Origin of the sequence: Microbacterium sp. NPDC076768 (assembly GCF_040687205.1) — a bacterium.
In the GTDB taxonomy this organism is placed as follows: domain Bacteria; phylum Actinomycetota; class Actinomycetes; order Actinomycetales; family Microbacteriaceae; genus Microbacterium.
Genome location: NZ_JBFBMU010000003.1, coordinates 335740 through 351935, shown reverse-complemented (window position 1 = coordinate 351935; position 16196 = coordinate 335740). Strand labels below are relative to the sequence as shown.

The 16196-nt window shown below is 63.8% G+C and carries 16 protein-coding genes; 7 read left to right on the top strand and 9 right to left on the bottom strand.

Annotated features, from left to right (window positions below):
- The first annotated feature begins 40 nt into the window (after positions 1 to 40).
- On the top strand, positions 41 to 235 hold the full coding sequence (locus AB0O87_RS13845) for an acyl-CoA carboxylase subunit epsilon (RefSeq protein ID WP_363517186.1): 195 nt from the start codon (positions 41 to 43) through the stop codon (positions 233 to 235).
- An 11-nt stretch (positions 236 to 246) separates the two neighbouring features.
- On the opposite strand, the gene AB0O87_RS13840 is transcribed toward AB0O87_RS13845, so the two are convergent.
- The 6 genes from AB0O87_RS13840 to AB0O87_RS13815 all read right to left on the bottom strand — a co-directional run bounded on the left by AB0O87_RS13840 (position 247) and on the right by AB0O87_RS13815 (position 5881).
- Positions 247 to 1446 (bottom strand): ROK family transcriptional regulator, encoded by a 1200-nt coding sequence (locus AB0O87_RS13840; protein ID WP_363517416.1) that lies wholly within the window; start codon positions 1444 to 1446, stop codon positions 247 to 249.
- A 273-nt stretch (positions 1447 to 1719) separates the two neighbouring features.
- Positions 1720 to 2538: a hypothetical protein gene (locus AB0O87_RS13835; protein ID WP_363517183.1), complete on the bottom strand. Its 819-nt coding sequence runs from the start codon at positions 2536 to 2538 to the stop codon at positions 1720 to 1722.
- Positions 2539 to 2712: a hypothetical protein gene (locus tag AB0O87_RS13830; protein ID WP_363517180.1), complete on the bottom strand. Its 174-nt coding sequence runs from the start codon at positions 2710 to 2712 to the stop codon at positions 2539 to 2541. It abuts the gene before it with no gap.
- Positions 2709 to 3944, bottom strand: a complete 1236-nt coding sequence (locus AB0O87_RS13825) for an ATP-binding protein (RefSeq protein ID WP_363517177.1) — start codon at positions 3942 to 3944, stop codon at positions 2709 to 2711. The genes AB0O87_RS13830 and AB0O87_RS13825 overlap by 4 nt, the downstream gene beginning before the upstream one ends.
- Positions 3934 to 4593: a response regulator gene (locus AB0O87_RS13820; RefSeq protein WP_363517174.1), complete on the bottom strand. Its 660-nt coding sequence runs from the start codon at positions 4591 to 4593 to the stop codon at positions 3934 to 3936. The genes AB0O87_RS13825 and AB0O87_RS13820 overlap by 11 nt, the downstream gene beginning before the upstream one ends.
- Positions 4594 to 4630: 37 nt before the next feature.
- Complete coding sequence (locus AB0O87_RS13815; protein WP_363517171.1) at positions 4631 to 5881, bottom strand: TRAM domain-containing protein; 1251 nt, start codon at positions 5879 to 5881, stop codon at positions 4631 to 4633.
- Positions 5882 to 5904: 23 nt separating this feature from the next.
- On the opposite strand from AB0O87_RS13815, the gene AB0O87_RS13810 reads away from it, so the two are divergent.
- Together AB0O87_RS13810 and AB0O87_RS13805 are read left to right on the top strand one after the other, a co-directional pair.
- Positions 5905 to 6543: a Maf family protein gene (locus AB0O87_RS13810; protein ID WP_363517413.1), complete on the top strand. Its 639-nt coding sequence runs from the start codon at positions 5905 to 5907 to the stop codon at positions 6541 to 6543.
- A gap of 77 nt (positions 6544 to 6620) precedes the next feature.
- A complete protein-coding gene (locus tag AB0O87_RS13805; protein WP_363517168.1) occupies positions 6621 to 8387 on the top strand; it encodes a biotin carboxylase N-terminal domain-containing protein in 1767 nt (588 codons plus the stop codon).
- A 248-nt stretch (positions 8388 to 8635) separates the two neighbouring features.
- Here AB0O87_RS13805 and AB0O87_RS13800 read toward each other — a convergent pair whose 3' ends face one another.
- Positions 8636 to 9256, bottom strand: a complete 621-nt coding sequence (locus tag AB0O87_RS13800) for a helix-turn-helix domain-containing protein (RefSeq protein WP_363517165.1) — start codon at positions 9254 to 9256, stop codon at positions 8636 to 8638.
- Between the two features lie 85 nt (positions 9257 to 9341).
- On the opposite strand from AB0O87_RS13800, the gene AB0O87_RS13795 reads away from it, so the two are divergent.
- Positions 9342 to 9695 carry a sulfur reduction protein DsrE gene (locus AB0O87_RS13795; RefSeq protein ID WP_363517162.1) on the top strand — a complete coding sequence of 118 codons (354 nt, stop codon included), beginning with the start codon at positions 9342 to 9344 and terminating at the stop codon, positions 9693 to 9695.
- A gap of 239 nt (positions 9696 to 9934) precedes the next feature.
- Here AB0O87_RS13795 and AB0O87_RS13790 read toward each other — a convergent pair whose 3' ends face one another.
- Positions 9935 to 11383 (bottom strand): NAD(P)H-quinone dehydrogenase, encoded by a 1449-nt coding sequence (locus tag AB0O87_RS13790; RefSeq protein ID WP_363517160.1) that lies wholly within the window; start codon positions 11381 to 11383, stop codon positions 9935 to 9937.
- 48 nt (positions 11384 to 11431) lie between these two features.
- Between AB0O87_RS13790 and AB0O87_RS13785 the strand changes: the two genes are divergently transcribed.
- Genes AB0O87_RS13785 through AB0O87_RS13775 form a run of 3 tightly spaced genes read left to right on the top strand, consistent with a single transcriptional unit; the run spans position 11432 to position 14195 of the window.
- A complete protein-coding gene (locus AB0O87_RS13785; RefSeq protein ID WP_363517157.1) occupies positions 11432 to 12265 on the top strand; it encodes a purine-nucleoside phosphorylase in 834 nt (277 codons plus the stop codon).
- Positions 12262 to 13932: a phospho-sugar mutase gene (locus AB0O87_RS13780; protein ID WP_363517154.1), complete on the top strand. Its 1671-nt coding sequence runs from the start codon at positions 12262 to 12264 to the stop codon at positions 13930 to 13932. Before AB0O87_RS13785 ends, AB0O87_RS13780 begins: the two co-directional genes overlap by 4 nt.
- A gap of 2 nt (positions 13933 to 13934) precedes the next feature.
- The gene (locus AB0O87_RS13775; protein WP_363517151.1) at positions 13935 to 14195 is read left to right on the top strand and encodes an HPr family phosphocarrier protein; all 261 of its coding nucleotides are present in this window, start codon (positions 13935 to 13937) and stop codon (positions 14193 to 14195) included.
- Between the two features lie 47 nt (positions 14196 to 14242).
- On the opposite strand, the gene AB0O87_RS13770 is transcribed toward AB0O87_RS13775, so the two are convergent.
- Positions 14243 to 16165, bottom strand: a complete 1923-nt coding sequence (locus AB0O87_RS13770; protein WP_363517148.1) for a PRD domain-containing protein — start codon at positions 16163 to 16165, stop codon at positions 14243 to 14245.
- Positions 16166 to 16196: the final 31 nt, after the last annotated feature.

Sequence of the window (16196 nt, the reverse complement as noted above, 5' to 3'; positions counted from 1 at the left end):
GGACAGCAGAGAGAGCGGGATGTCAGGCGACGATGCGCCGATGCTCGACATCACTCGAGGGTCGGCAACAGAAGAGGAACTTGCCGCCCTTATCGCCGTGATCAGCGAGGCCTACTCTTCAGAGGCCGCAGACGCGGTCGCCGAAGAGCCTGTTGTGTCTGCATGGACGCGCACGCAACGCCCGATTCGCCGTCCACTGCGGCGCGACATCGCGTGGGGACGGTTCTCGGGCTGAATGCGGCTCGTCTAGCCCTCCAGCAAGAGGTCTGAGGCACGAGGACTCAAAACCACATCGAGTACCGCGCAACCGGCACCAACGGCTCCGACGTCATCACCGACTACTGTGCCGTGAACAGGCAAAGTACGTACGGCCCGCGTCGCACTTGCGCGATCCAGCAGGTCAGGAATCTCGCGCAGGTAGACATCGGAGAGCCGGGACCAAAATGGCCCACCGAAGACCACGCGATCGACGTCCAGGATGTTCGTCAGCACAGCGACCAGCACCGACATGTCCGCTGCTGCTTGCTGCAGTGCAGACGCGGCGAGCGCGTCCCCTGCCGCCGCACGCTCACACAGTTCAGTAAAACGGGCGTCGATAGTCGCCGCGTCAGTATCTTCCTGCGCCTCAGTAAAGACGCCTAGCCGCTCAGCGGACTCGACAATGGCCTGCGGCGTGCACACGACCTCTACGCATCCGCGATAGCCGCATGAACACACGGGGCCATCCGGGTTCACGATGATGTGTCCCACCTCACCGACGTTTCGTGTGCTTCCCTTGACCGCCTCGCCGTAGCGCACCAGTGAGGCTCCAATGCCTGTTCCGATGTAGACGAACACGAATGAGTCATCGGCGGACTCTTGCCGCGTCCAGAGCTCTCCTACGGCGGCCGCTGTGGTGTCTTTCTCCAAGACCACCGGCAAACCGGTTGCCTCCTCGAGCGCGCCGCGGAGAGGCACGCGGTGCCACCCCAGCAGCTTCGGCGGATCGATAACGGTGCCCAGCTTCGGGTCGAGCGGGCCAGGAGCGGCGAGACCGATCCCTGCAATTCGCTCGCGGGTCACCCCGGAACCTGAAATCAGACTCTCCACCGACGATGCCATCGCCTCGACGATCTGCTCAGGGGCGACCGTCGGAGTGCGCACGCTCGTGCGGCGCACGACGGCACCAGACAGATCGAGCAACACAAACGTCATCAGCGTGGGGTCAAGGTGCACCCCCACAGCAAAACGGCTGTCAGCGATGAGTCGCAGGGTGACCCGCGGCTTCCCAGGACCGTTGATGGTGCGCTCTGCCTCGCGAATATACCCCCCATCGAGGAGTCTTCTGGTGATGTTTGTGACCGTCTGTGCTGACAGTCCTGTCGCCGCCGCTAGCTCAATCCGACTCAAACCCTCAGCGGACTGCCGAATGGCTTCCAAAATCACAGACTGATTGAAGTCGCCCATTCGCGGCAGGTTGGTACCTCGACGCATGCCCATCGTCTAATGATCCCCTATCTCTGGTCGAAGTCTTGTCCCCCAAAATACCTACAGACAACATCAATTCCAGCAGTCAGACTATGAGAGACGCTTCGCGTTCGGCTGGTCTCTCTGTCCCAGGGTAGGCAGACGCTGATCGGTCACCAGCGGATGGTTTTCGGGTAACTGTCCGCACGGCGAGGGGCTGGCAGACTAGCCGCCCCTCGCCACTTCCTTTTCTCGCTGTGTGCGCGCCCGGCATCATCGTGGAATCTCATGCCAGAGGTCTACCGCGTCATCGTCACCAGATGAGCGCACGCTGGCCCGCCCCACCACCGTGACAGCGACGCGAGCATCCTGCGCGGAACGGATGATGAGACGTGATGCCTGTGCACGAACAAGCACGGCAGCGAGCTCGTCGCGGATCTCGCCGCGTCGCGCCTCGTCGATGCCGTCGAAGCCTCCCTCATCGAACACCGTCACCACAGCGCCGCGTCGTCGTGCCGCTTCGATCGCGTCTCGCACGGCGTCGTTGAGCAGATCCGCACCACGAAGCTCATCCCGGAGCCGCCCCTCAGCGAGGCGCGCCTCCGCCTTCTCTTCATCACTCAAGGCGCCGCGTACAGCCACCACCTGGCTCAGCACCGGCCCTGCTACGGCCAGGGCAAACTGCGTCCGTAGGCGACGCTCACGCTGACGCACGCGCTGGGTCGCATGCCAAGCGGATACCGCCTGTTGGATGCCCGCAAGCCGCTCGGTGTCGCGCACCGCTCGATCCCAAAACAAAACCAACAGTCGAGCGACAACAACCCACATAACGGAGCCGACCAGGCCCAGGTTGAGCGCCACGGTGAACCCCAGAGAAATCGACGCTAACGCGACCAGGGCAACAAGCGTCAGCCACCCGATCACCGGCCGCCTCCGCACGATGCAGACGACGCTGAGCAGACCCAGGGCACCGATGTACCAGGTGGCGAATGGTGCTGTGCGGTCAATAGCGTCGAGTGACAGCGTCACCAGCGGCGGAACTGCAATGCTCACCACTAACGCAAAAATCGCCGCCCACAGCGGCATCCGCACCTAAGCACCATCGCCAAGGATCGCCAGGTTCACGCCGACGAGGTAAATAACCAACGCCAGGACCATCAGCAAGGGTGCAGAGGGCTGCTCTATCCACCAGATACCTCTGGCGACGAAGTAGAGCGCGAACCCGACGGCCAGCGACGTAGCGACACTGCGCACTGTGCGGTTCATGAGGGCCTCCACGCCAGAGTGACGGTCGTGCCACGAGCATTCGAGTCAATCGTGGCTGTGCCAGCCACCCCGGCCATTCTGGCGAGGATCGAGGCGCGAATTCCGAGCCGGTCGGCCCCGATCGTTGCCATGTCGAAGCCGGGCCCCGAATCAGAAACGCTCACGCTGACGCCCTCGTCGCCGTGCCCAATGGCCATGATGTGCAGTCCACGACCGTTGGCGTGCGCGACAGAGTTGCCGATCGCCTGACGTGCAGCCAACACCAGCGCCCTGGCGACGCGCCCAGGGATCACGCTGCTGTCCCCGCGTTTTTCGACGATGGCGTCCGCCCCGGACTCCGACAAAGCTCGACGAAGCTCCGCAACGATCTGCCCCAGCGCTACCGGTTCGTCGCTCCCCTCCTGAGCGACAGCAGCCTCGGTGTTCGCCAGTCGGGTGAGGGCCTCTCGTGCCATCGCGACAGCCAGCTCCTGAGCCCGTTCACCTTCTGCACGCTCGGCAGCGATCAGTGCGGCCAACACGCTGTCGTGCATGAGCGCCGACATCGTGGACCGCTCTTCTTCGGCAGCGGCTGTCGCGGCGGCACCGGCGTAAGAGGCCACCGCCTGCCCCCTGGCCTCGTCTACCCCTGCAGCGACCGAGCGGAACATCCAGCCGAGCGAGACGATCACGAACCCCAAAATGAGCGTGAAAGACACATCAAACGCGGTCGTCACCCAGAATCCCCGCGAGAACCCTCCCTCAACAAGCCGCACATATCCGTAGACGAAGGGCATCACGGCAACCCACGCAAATTGGAGCCAAAGCGGGAAAGCGAGCATCGCCGCGACGACGCCAACGTTGACGAGAAAGAAGATCCAGGGCTGTCCGGCCGCGCCTTTACCTGAGGCGTCGACCACCGCAGGCCACGCACTCAAGGCAGCCAAATAGACCACGGCAAAAATGCCAGAAAAGGTGCGCACTGCACGGCCAGTCAAACAGGCAAGCAACATTGCCGCGAGAGGAACAAAGACCACGAAGACCATGGCGAGATGGGCGAAATTCGCGGTGGGCAGCGGCGCCATCGCTGCGATCAGAGCCTGCGCGCCGAGAACGGCGGAGCCGACCGCCGCAACGATCGCCAGGATGCGTTCCATCCGTTTGGCTGTAAAACGCTCAGATGCGGTTTCCGTGCTGTCGGGAGATGGAATCTTGCTCCAGGCGTCACGAATGCTCAGCGGCTCAGCTGACACTGGTCGTCCCGTCGGCAGCGACGATCCCGTCTTCAATCGCTCTGCGCAACAAATCGACTTTTGTGGGTGCTGGGCGTCCGACTTCTACGTACTTGACCCGGATGCGGGTGATGTTCTCTTTGGCAGTGGAGTACGCGACGCCGAGGTGCTCGGCGACTGCCTTCAGCGGCAACCCCATCGCGTACAGGCGAAGGACTTCGCGCTCGCGCGTGGCGAGCTGCGCGTCCGCGAACTCGCGGTCCCCTTCCACAGCACTCGCCCACTCCACATTGTTGAGCGCTTCTCCTTGAGCGACCGTGCGAATCGCATCGAGCACATCGTCGAGGGCAGACGATTTGCTCACGACCCCTGCGGCTCCCGCCGCTAGTGCCTCGCGCACCGCCGCAGGCCGGTCGGCAACACTGTGAATCACCACGCTCGCGCCGTCATCCATCAGCGAAGTGACGTTCTCGGTCACTGTGGTTCCATCGCCGAGAGTAAGGTCCAGCACCACCACATCTGCTGAGGCGGCTGCGCTTACAGTTCTCCACTCGAGGTACGAGGCCACGGTGCTGCCGGAGAAAACGACAGTCTGCAAATCGCGCGCGCACGCGGCCTCGAGACCGAGGCGAACGGACTCGTGATCGTCGATGAGTGCGACCGTGCTCATCCGGACAGCCTACTGAGTGCCTCGAAAACCGGAGAATCTAGGAGCGCGTGAGCAGCGCAACGACCTCAAAGTGGTGCGAATGGGGGAAGAGGTCGAAGCCGCGGAGACGCTCGACCTTCCATCCCAGCGATCGGAAGGTGCCGAGGTCGCGGGCAAGTGCGACCGGATCACAGGCCACGTAGGCAATGGCATCTGGGGCTAGTGCATGAACGCCCTCGACAACCTGACGCCCTGCGCCCGCTCGAGGCGGATCGAGCACAACAGCCCCCGTGCGACCAGCACCGGCGTTGGTGGACAGGAAGCGATCAACGCGCGCCGTCACCGCTTTGACCTCGAGCGGGGCGAGGTTGGCTGCGGCGTGCTCAGTAGCACGTGCACTGGATTCCACGGTCACAATGTCGGTACCACCGAGGTCAGCGAGGGTGGCGGCGAACAATCCGACTCCCCCATAGAGGTCGAGGTGCGTTTTGTCTTCATCGACGTGTCCATCGAGGATGCCGTACACCGCAGCATCCAAGACCGAAGCAGCCCGGGGATGCACCTGCCAGAAGCCAGTGGCGTCAACCTCAAACCGCCGGCTATTAACAACTTCGTGAATGACCTCGGGCGTCGGCCTGCGGCGGAATCCACGGGCGACCTTGGCGGGACGTGCGGTTTCTTCACGCCGAATGACGCGCACCTTTCCGTCTGCCGGCTCCACAAGCTCGATGCGCCCTGGTGCCTCGCCCTGCAACGCGAGAGTTGCCTCGGCGATAGCCGGGCGTGCGAGCGGGTGTGAAGTGACAGGGATCACGCGGTGACTACGGGCAGCGAAAGGACCCACTTCTCCGTTTTCCCCGACGTGCAGTGTGACGCGGGTGCGCCAGCCGAGACCGTCGCCGGACTCGACGGACTCGATTTCTGGAGCCTCAAGTCCTTCACCGGCAAAGCGGTCAAGTGCTTCGGCCAGCACCTGTCGTTTGAGTGCACGCTGGTGGTCAAGATCGATATGACCGAGGTCAGCGCCGCCGGGCCGATCGGCAGGGTCGTTGGAGACATCCGCCTCCGGCCACACGTGCGGACGACGATGTTCAGACGCATCGAGTACCTCGATCGTTTCCGCCCGCCAGAAGCTACGAGTGGACGCGTCTGCTCCTTCCTGCGGCGGGATCACACGTGCGCGCACGCGCTCACCTGGGATCGCATCGGAGACGAACACCACACGTCCCTCGTGGCGGGCAATGAAGGTACCCCCGTGCGCAATGCCGGTGATGTCAAGTTCGAGCACGTCGGCTGGGGAGGAAGTCATTCTTCGAGGATACGGTGGTGAACATGCGTGTCTGCCTCGCCTCCACCTCCCCAGCCCGCCTCATGCTGCTCCGACAGGCGGGAATCGAACCTCTCACCGCGTCGCCGGAGGTGGATGAGGATGCCGTCGCCGCTGCCGCGGAAGCGGAGCGAGGCGGTCCGCTCGATCCGGCCGAGCTGGTCTTACTGCTTGCCCGCGCGAAGGCCAGTGCCGTGGCGCATCGCCTTGCGGAGGAGGGATCCTTCGATGGCCTCGTCATCGGAGGCGACTCGATGTTTGCCCTCGGAGGCCGGGTCTACGGCAAGCCGTACACGGCAGAGGAAGCGACCAGACGGTGGCAGGAGATGCGCGGACACACCGGAATCTTGCACTCGGGGCACTCCGTGTTCCGGGTCTCCCCTGGAGACGAGCCTGCCGAGGCAACGGCAGTCGCCGAAGCATCCGTGACCTTCGCTTCTGACGTGAGCGACGCCGAGATCGCGGCCTACGTCGCCTCGGGAGAGCCGCTGCATGTGGCGGGAGCATTCACCGTCGACAGTCTGGGCGCCGCGTTCATCACCCGCGTAGAGGGCGATCCTTCCACCGTCGTCGGCATGTCGCTCTCGACCGTGCGAAAGCTGGCAGCCGAACTCGGAGTGCGCTGGACGGAGTTGTGGTCGTAGACCCTCTCCACGTTTTCGCGTCTTTCTTGTGGAGAGTCGTCAAAAGTATTGCGAGCCTTCTCGCTAGGCTGGCAACCATGCCTGATATCGCCAAGGTTCTCATCGCCAACCGTGGCGAAATCGCCGTACGCATCATTCGCGCCGCCCGAGACTCGGGAATCGCGTCTGTTGCCATCTATGCAGATCAAGACCGGGATGCCATGCACACCCGGCTCGCCGACGAGGCCTATGCCCTCGGCGGGACCACCAGCTCCGAGACGTACCTCCAGATCGAGAAGATTCTCTCGATCGCTCGCCGTGCCGGCGCAGACGCCGTGCACCCTGGCTACGGCTTCCTGGCCGAAAACGCCGAGTTCGCACGCGCCATCACCGACGCGGGGATGACCTGGATCGGCCCATCCCCCGAAGCGATCGAGGCCCTCGGCGACAAGGTCACCGCACGCCATGTGGCTGAAAAGGTGGGCGCGCCGCTCGCTCCTGGTACCCCTGGTCCGGTCGAGGGAGCAGACGAGGTCATTGCCTTTGCCAAAGAGTTCGGTCTCCCCATCGCCATCAAGGCGGCATATGGTGGCGGCGGTCGCGGCCTGAAGGTCGCGCGTGAACTCGATGAGGTCGCCGAGCTGTTCGAGTCCGCCACTCGCGAAGCTGTCTCCGCCTTTGGGCGCGGCGAGTGCTTCGTCGAGAAGTACCTCGACAAGCCACGCCACGTGGAGACCCAGTGCCTCGCCGACGCCGAAGGCAACGTCGTAGTGATTTCCACACGCGACTGCTCCCTGCAGCGTCGCCACCAGAAGCTCGTCGAAGAGGCACCGGCACCATTCCTGACCGACGAGCAGAACGCTCAGCTGTATGCCTCGTCCAAAGCGATCCTCAAAGAGGTCGGTTACGTCGGCGCAGGCACCTGTGAGTTTCTGATCGGCGCAGATGGCACCGTCTCCTTCCTTGAGGTGAACACCCGTCTGCAGGTCGAACACCCCGTCTCAGAAGAAGTCACTGGCATCGACCTGGTGCGCGAGCAGTTCCGCATCGCCGCCGGAGGCACCATCGACTACGACGACCCGACCCCGCAGGGCCACTCGATCGAATTCCGCATCAACGGCGAAGACCCTGGGCGCGGATTCCTCCCCCAGCCCGGTCCGATCCACGTGTTCAAGACCTTCGGTGGTCCTGGCGTGCGCCTCGACTCCGGTGTCACCGCCGGAGACGCCGTCTCTGGAGCGTTTGACTCTCTGCTCGCCAAGATCATCGTCACGGGTAAAGACCGCGCAGAAGCGTTGGAGCGCTCTCGTCGCGCACTCGACGAGTTCGAGGTCGCGGGGCTTCCCACCGTCATTCCGTTCCACCGCAAGGTCGTGCGCGACACCGCCTTTACCGCCGAGAACGGCGAATTCGGCATCTTCACACGCTGGATTGAAACCGAGTTCGTCAACGACATCCCCGCGTGGGACGGAGAACTCGAAGCGCCAGCACCGGCAGACGCCAGGCACACCGTCGTCGTCGAGGTCTCTGGCAAGCGCCTGGAAGTGAGCCTGCCAGATCGCGTCGCCGTCGCGCCGGGAACAGCAGGACGCCCCGCCGTCGTCCCGCCTGCGCGTCGGAGCCACGCCACCACCGCCAACGCCGGAGCATCTGGCGACGCAGTGAAATCCCCCATGCAGGCGACAGTCGTCAAGATCGCCGTCGCCGAGGGTCAGCAGGTCGTCAAGGGCGACCTGGTGGTCGTGCTGGAGGCCATGAAGATGGAACAGCCGCTGCAGGCGCACAGAGACGGCGTCGTCGGCAACATCAATGCGGAAGCCGGAACAACCGTCGCCGCTGGGCACCAGCTGCTGACGATCGGCTGACCCTTCGACAGGCTCAGGGACCACCCTTCGACAGGCTCAGGGACCACCCTTCGACAGGCTCAGGGACCGCCCTTCGACAGGCTCAGGGACCACGGCCGGGTCGCTGAGCTTGTCGAAGCGTCCCCCACCCTTCGACAGGCTCAGGGACCTAGAGAAGGCTCAGGGACCTAGAGAAGACTCAGGGACCTAGAGAAGACTCAGGGACCCTCCCGCGACGGCCATAGCTGGCGACGCTTTCCACGTCTCCATCACCCGCGGAGTCGTTGCGCCTGCTGTTCGTGAAGGAGTTGCTGCGCCAAACACCGGGCGCTTTCGACGGCCTCCAGGTCGCGGGTGAGCTTCAACGCTGTGAGCGCGCCGTTGTAGACGATGAATAGTTGTTGCACGAGAGCCGAGGTTGGGCTCTCACCGGTGATCGCAGCGAGGTGTTGTCGCAACTGGTCGCAGTATCCGTCTACGGCAGCCCGCACCTCAGCATCGTCGGGGCGCTCGATGATGGCGTTGGTGAACGGGCACCCGTGGAAAGTTCCGGCATGGACGGAGTGGACGACGCCCGAAAAGAGTGCGTCAAGACGGGCGCCCGAATCCAGCGTCAGATCGTCGCTCGCGGTTGCGGACCGTTGCCAGTCGTCGCGCTCGCGTTGCAGGTATGCGAGGACCAGTGCCTGCTTGCCGGAGAAGTGATGGTAGAGACTGCCTTTCGCCACCTTCGACTCGGCCAGGATCAGGTCGACCCCTGTCGAGTTGATCCCACGCCCGTAGAACAGCTGCGCAGCCGTCTGGAGCAGGCGCTCTCGGGCAGTGTTGGGCTCCGTAGCGGTTGCGGCGTGCTCCACGCCGCGCGCGGATTGATGAGTGGTTTGCGACATGATTCGACAATTCTAGACTAATCCGTCTAATCTGATCTAGACAGATCCGTCTAATCGAGATGGGTCACCACCCACAGGAGACAAAATGTCGAACAAAATTGCCGTGGTCATCTACGAATCCACCAACTCTGGAGACGCGCGCGCCTACCGCGGACTCAAGACAGCGATCGAATTCCAGGAGGCCGGCGACGATGTCGTGGTCGTGTTCGACGGTTCCGGAGTGGAAACCCTCGCGGCAATCTCCGACCCGACCAATCCGATGCATCCACTCGCCGAGAAGCTGAGGTCGAACATCCTCGGAGCGTGCTCCTACTGCGCCAAGGCACACAAGTCGGCCGCCGCGATTCAGGCGGCCGGTTGGACGCTGCTGACCGACAACAACGGTGAGGCCAGCATTCGCAACCTCGTGCAGGACGGACGCCAGATTCTCAACTTCTAACCGGAGGCGCAACGGGGCCCGGCTGCCGGTTTCGATGAGACCGCCCTTCGACAGGCTCAGGGACCACCCTTCGACAGGCTCAGGGACCGCGGGACGGCTCAGGGACCGCGGGACGGCTCAGGGACCGCAGGACGGCTCAGGGACCGAAGGACGGCTCAGGGACCGAAGGACGGCTCAGGGACCTGAGGAAGGCTCAGGGATAGCAGGGGGCGCGCCGCGAAAGCGGGGCACCCCCTCTTTTATGAAATGTTGACGAGGTGCATGGCCCTGCTCGCATCGGTGATGCTGCTGGACAGCGAGGGGTACGCGGCGAAGACGCGAGAAACCTGATCGACAGTGAGGCGACGCTCGACAGCGATAGCAATCGGGTAAATCAGCTCAGAGGCTTTCGGAGCCACGATCACGCCACCGATGACGGTGCCGCTGCCCTTGCGAGCGATGAGCTTCACGAAACCATCCTTGATGCCCATCATTTTGGCGCGGGGGTTAGCCGCCAGCGGGAGTTTGTAGACCATGCCGTCGGCGATACCGTCTTCGACGTCTTTCTGGCTGTAGCCGACAGTGGCGATCTCAGGTGCCGTGAAGATATTCGAGGTGATCTTGATCAGATCAAGCGGAATAACGATGTCGCCCAGCGCATGGAACACCGCCGTGCGCCCCTGCATCGCCGCGACAGATGCGAGCGGGAAGAAGTTCGTGCAGTCCCCGACGGCATACACGTTGGGAACGGATGTCCTGGCTACGCGGTTGACCCGCACGTGTCCGGAGTCGTCGAGTTCGACACCCGCTTCTTCCAGACCGATGCCTGCGGTGTTCGCAATGGAACCGACAGCCATCAGACAGTGGCTGCCATCGACGGTGCGTCCGTCTGACAGGGTGACGACAACGCCGTCGTCGACCACCTCAACTCGTTCAGCGCGGGATTTTGAAAGCACCTGCATGCCGCCGCGCTTGAACACCTTCTCCAATACGCTGGCCGCGTCTTGATCTTCGCCAGGGAGCACCTGATCGCGGCTGGAGACGAGAGTGACCTTCGCTCCGAGGTTCATGTACGCCGAGGCGAACTCCGCACCGGTGACACCAGATCCGACAACAATGAGGTGCTCAGGCAGCGCCTTCATGTCGTACAACTGAGTCCAGGTGAGAATGCGCTTCCCATCCGGCTTTGCCGAATCCAGCTCTCGGGGCGAAGCACCCACCGCCACGATGATGGTGTCTGCCTCTACCCTGTCAAAGTCAGTGCCGCCGTCCCCCGTCGACACGATGATGGCTGTGGGCCCCTCCAACCGGCCATGACCGGAGAGAATGCGCACACCGGCTTCCAAGAGCGTGGCGCGCATATCTTCGGACTGCTGGCCAGCGAGGGAGAGGAGCCGCTTGTTGACGGCGGCGAGGTTGATCGCAATTTCGGGACGAAGCGGCCTGCTCCGATCCCCCTTCGCGTAGAAGTTCACGCCGAGATCACTCGCCTCAGAGATTGCCACCGCAGCATCTGCCGTCGCAATCAGGCTCTTGGAGGGCACGACATCGGTGAGAACAGCCGATCCGCCGACCCCCACCCGCTCGACCAGGGTGACCTCAGCCCCGAGCTGGGCTGCTGCAAGAGCCGCCTCGTAACCGCCGGGACCGCCGCCGAGGACGGCGACGCGCTGAGTGCGCTCGAAAGTGGTGGAAGACATGCAACCCATTCTTCCGCAATCCTGGCACCAACGCCTGCACCTTCCTAGAGTGGATCCATGCCCGAAACACATAGCAACCCTCTCGACGACCCGAACGCAAACCCTCTTGAGATCGCAGCACAGGCTGCGGACGACATTGCTCGTCTCACCGGAGTCGACAGGCACGACCTCGCACTCACCCTCGGCAGTGGCTGGGGCAAGGCCGCTGACATCATCGGGGAGACTGTCGCGACCATCCCCGCAACCGAAGTTGCGGGGTTCTCCAAGCCCGCCCTTGAGGGACACAGCGGAACTCTTCGTAGCATCCGCACCCCCGGTGGCAAGAACGTTCTGGTGATCGGTGCCAGGACCCACTACTACGAAAACCACGGTGTGCGCCGCGTGGTGCACAGTGTGCGCACTGCGGCGGCAACGGGCGCCAAGATCATGGTGCTCACCAACGGCGCTGGCGGCATCCGGGAAACCTGGACGCCAGGGCAGCCGGTGCTGATCAGCGACCACATCAACCTCACTGCGAACTCCCCTCTGGAAGGCGCCACCTTCGTCGACCTCACTGATCTGTACTCGCGTCGTCTTCGTGACATCGCGCGTGGAATCGACCCGACGCTCGATGAGGGTGTGTACACCCAGTTCCGCGGCCCGCACTACGAGACCCCTGCCGAGGTGCAGATGGTGAAGCACATGGGCGGCCACATCGTTGGCATGTCCACCGCACTGGAGGCGATCGCGGCACGCGAGGCCGGCATGGAGATCTTGGGCTTCTCCCTCATCACAAACCTCGCAGCCGGGATCCAGAAGACCCCGCTCAGTCACGGTGAAGTAATCGAAGCTGGCCGCGAGGCCGAGCCTGTCATTTCTGCCCTGTTGGCAAAGGTGGTCGAGGCTCTGTGAACGACGAACTGCTCTCCACCGCCCGCGCCTGGCTTCGGCAAGACCCCGATCAGGAGACCCGAGACGAACTCTCCGGCATTATCACCCGTGCAGCGACGGGAGAAGAGGCAGCGATCGTTGACCTGAACGATCGCTTTCACACCCGGCTAGCTTTCGGAACCGCGGGGTTGCGTGGCGAGCTCGGCGCCGGGAGCAACCGCATGAACCGCGTGCTCGTGGCGCAGGCCGCAGCAGGGTTCGCCGCCTACCTGCGGGAAAAGTCGCACGGAGATGTCCCGACCGTCGTGGTCGGCTACGACGGTCGCCGCAACTCGCGCGTGTTCGCTACCGATTCCGCAGAACTTTTCGCTGGTGCGGGATTGCGGGCGATCCTGCTCCCCCGCCTTTTGCCGACCCCTGTACTCGCGTACGCGGTGCGCCACTTCGGTGCAGACGCCGGGGTGATGGTGACCGCAAGCCACAACCCTCCCAACGACAACGGCTACAAGGTGTACCTGGGCGGCTCACACGAGGGCTCGCAGATCGTCGCACCGGCAGACGCGGAGATCGCGGCACACATCCAGCACATCGCCGACACCAGCACCGTGCGTGCGCTACCTCGTTCGACGGCGTACGAAACTGCTGGCGACGAAGTCGTGGATGCCTACGTCGCAGCCACAGCGGCAGTGTCGCCCGCTCCTGCCGGCACCACCGGTATGCGTTGGGTGTACACCGCCATGCACGGCGTGGGGTGGGAGACGCTGTCTCGCATCGTGAAGGATGCCGGGTACCCGCAGCCGTTCGTCGTTGACGAGCAGCTTCTCCCAGACCCGACGTTCCGCACTGTCGCGTTCCCTAACCCCGAAGAGCCGGGCGCAATGGATCTTGCCTTTGCCAGAGCGCGCCGAGTGTCTGCGGACTTCATCTTGGCGAACGATCCTGATGCAGACCGACTGGCCGTCGCCGTTCCAGACGAGTCCGCCGCGGATGGATGGCGTCGCCTGACAGGCAACGAGGTAGGCCTCCTCCTCGGTGCCCGTGCGGCTCGTGCCGCCGAAGGCACCTCCGGTGCCGCACTCGCGTGCTCCCTCGTCTCGTCACCAGGGCTCGGCGCCGTCGCCGCACACCATGGGCTCGACTTCCACGAGACGCTTACCGGGTTCAAGTGGATCTCTCGCGCTCCCGGCATGGTCTTCGGTTTCGAAGAGGCGCTTGGCTACCTCGTGAACCCAGAGACGGTGCGCGACAAAGACGGAATCTCCGCCGCTGTCGCCATTCTCGGCCTCGCCGCCGAGGCTCGCGATCGGGGACTCACCCTCCTCGACCTGCTGGCGGAACTGGGCGACACGTACGGCCACTTCGCGAGCGGTCAGGTTTCGGTGCGTGTCGAAGACCTCGCTGTCATCGGAAACGTGATGCTCGCGCTGCGTTCGATTCCTCCAACTCACATCGCCGGTCGCTCCATCACCTCTGCAGAAGATCTCTTGCAGGCAGCTCCCGGCGAACCCTCCGGAGATGTGCTGAGGTACCGACTCGGAGATGGTTCGCGGGTGATCGTGCGCCCCAGTGGCACCGAGCCGAAGCTCAAGGTCTACATCGATGCACGCGCAGAGTCTGCCGTCGGCGCCAGAGAAGCTGTCGCCGAGCTCGAAGCCGGGGTACGCAGCCTCCTCGATGAGCGTTCCTGATCATGCCCTCCCGGCACCTGATCGTCAGCACACACAACGGCGCACACGCACGCCCTGTCGCCGAACTCGTGCGCCTCGCACAGTCGCACAGTGCGCCGGTGACGCTGCGCACCGCAAACGGCACAACTGTCGATTTGAGTAGCGTGCTGGCTGTGATGGACATGGGGATCGTCCAGGGCGACACTGTCGTGCTGGAGACGCCACCGTCAGCGACCGCGGAGAGTCTGCTTGATCAGCTCTCCGCGGTGCTGGCGCCGGAGTGAGACCGCGCCACTGCACCGTCAAACTCCCCTCAGCCGTCAAACTCCACTCAGCCGTCAATCACCGAGACAAGTTCGTCGAGGAACGCCTCAAATGTCGTCCCCTTGCGCACTATTCGTTGCACGCTCTCGCGTTCGCTGAACACTTCGACCAGTTGCTCGAACACCGTTTGGAACGCCGCTCGGTCACCCTCACTAAATGCGGCGAGCGCGACCACTTGCACACGGCCTTCGCCCCACGCGGCTGAGCCGTCTGCCACCCCGATCGCGATCGCGGTGCGCGTCGCTGTCATCTGCAATGCGTGCGGCACCGCGAGGGCATCGGTGAATGCTGTCGACGACATCCGCTCCCGGATGACTGTGTTTTCGATGTAGTCCTGACCGATCAGCCCTGCCTCGACGAGGAGACCTCCGAGGCGACGGATGATCGCTTCTTCCCCCTCGTCTGGGAGCGGGAACACATACGCATCGGCGAGGAAATAGCGGGCAAGTTCCGCGCGAAGGCGGGTGAGCCTGCGTGCTCTTCGCACGCGCGCTGCCGCCTGCTGGATGCGGTCGACGTCTGCTTCTGTCAGGAAAGGCTGGATGCGTACAAAACGGTCGCCGGCTGAGCCCGGTTCGATGGTGCTGAGGACCAGGTCGGTGTCGAACGATCCCCAGTCGGGATCGACGTTTGTGACGACGGTGGTCACCTCGATTGCGGAGCCGAGTGAACGGTCAACACTGGATCGAAGCAGTTCACGCAGCTCGTGGTAGCCGGGGCAGACGATCGTGGCGGTGAGGATTGATTCGGCTTTGCGACTGCGTTCGAGCCGTCCGCCCACGTGCATCGCGATGTAGGCGATCTCGTCATCGTGAATCGGCGTTCCGATGCGGTCGTGCAGACCGCTCGCAATAGAGACGGCCACCTCGAAGATCATCGGATACGTGGTTTTCAGCGATCGGGTCAGTGGGTTGCGGGTGGGCGCGCTTTCTTGCGCGCGCCGCAACAAGTTCTGCACGTGCAGGGCGACCCGCAGCACGAACGTCTCGTCCACCAGATCAACCTGGAAGTCTTCGGCCGCTTTGGCAATCTCTGCACGAACGGCTTGTTCAACCTGCGGGTCTACGCCGCTTCGAGCGACCTCGCGCGTGGCGTCTTCCCCCGGAGCCACGATGCGGGTGAGGACGAGTGAGGCAAGATGCGCGCTGTCGCCCTCTCCGAGCACCACGGAGAAGTGCTCTCCTGCGAGGCGAGCGATCACGGCACCTACGCGCGGAATCTCTTCGCGAGCTCCTGCCTGGGATGCTTCGAGAGCGTGCCCCGCAGAAACTCGCTCGGCCGCGATCGCGATGTGCAGCAGAACGTCGGCGATAGCCAGTTCATTGACGTAGTACCCCAGCTCACCGAGCTCGCGCACGAGGGCCGACTTGAAGGGTGCAACAGCGTCGGCGGCGACAGCAGAGCGTGACAGCGCACGCCGGAACGTTTCTGGATGGAAAGACGCGTCGTCCATTTCGTCATGGGCGAGTTTGCTGAGCAATCGCCGTTGCGCTGACTCGTCACCTCTCAGCCGCACCATTTCACGGTCGCGGTGCAGGACGAGGTCAGTACCGTCGAGCAGACCCCGCACACGCACCAGGTCTGCTTCGAGGGTGGCTTCGCTGACGTGCATCTCGTCTGCCGTGTCGAAGACATCGATACCGTCAGGTTCGTCCAGCAGCAGCCGCACCAGCGTGTGCAAGCGATCCCGCGGGGCCGACTCACCCGTGTGGCGCACCCGCAATGCTCCGCGTGCGCCCGGCCCTGCTCGATAGCCCGCTGGACCTGATTCGATGACGGCGGCGCCGGGAGTACGCGCATTCAGGGCCGCGACATAGGAGCGGATGCTGCGCGGGGTGACCCCCATCTGGTCGGCAAGACTTGCCGCCGTCGCCCATCCGCCGTTGCGCAGAATCACAGCGATGAGCTGGTCTTGGCGCTGACGCGACATGATTTCCCCGACTTTCCGTGTGCTGACCGCA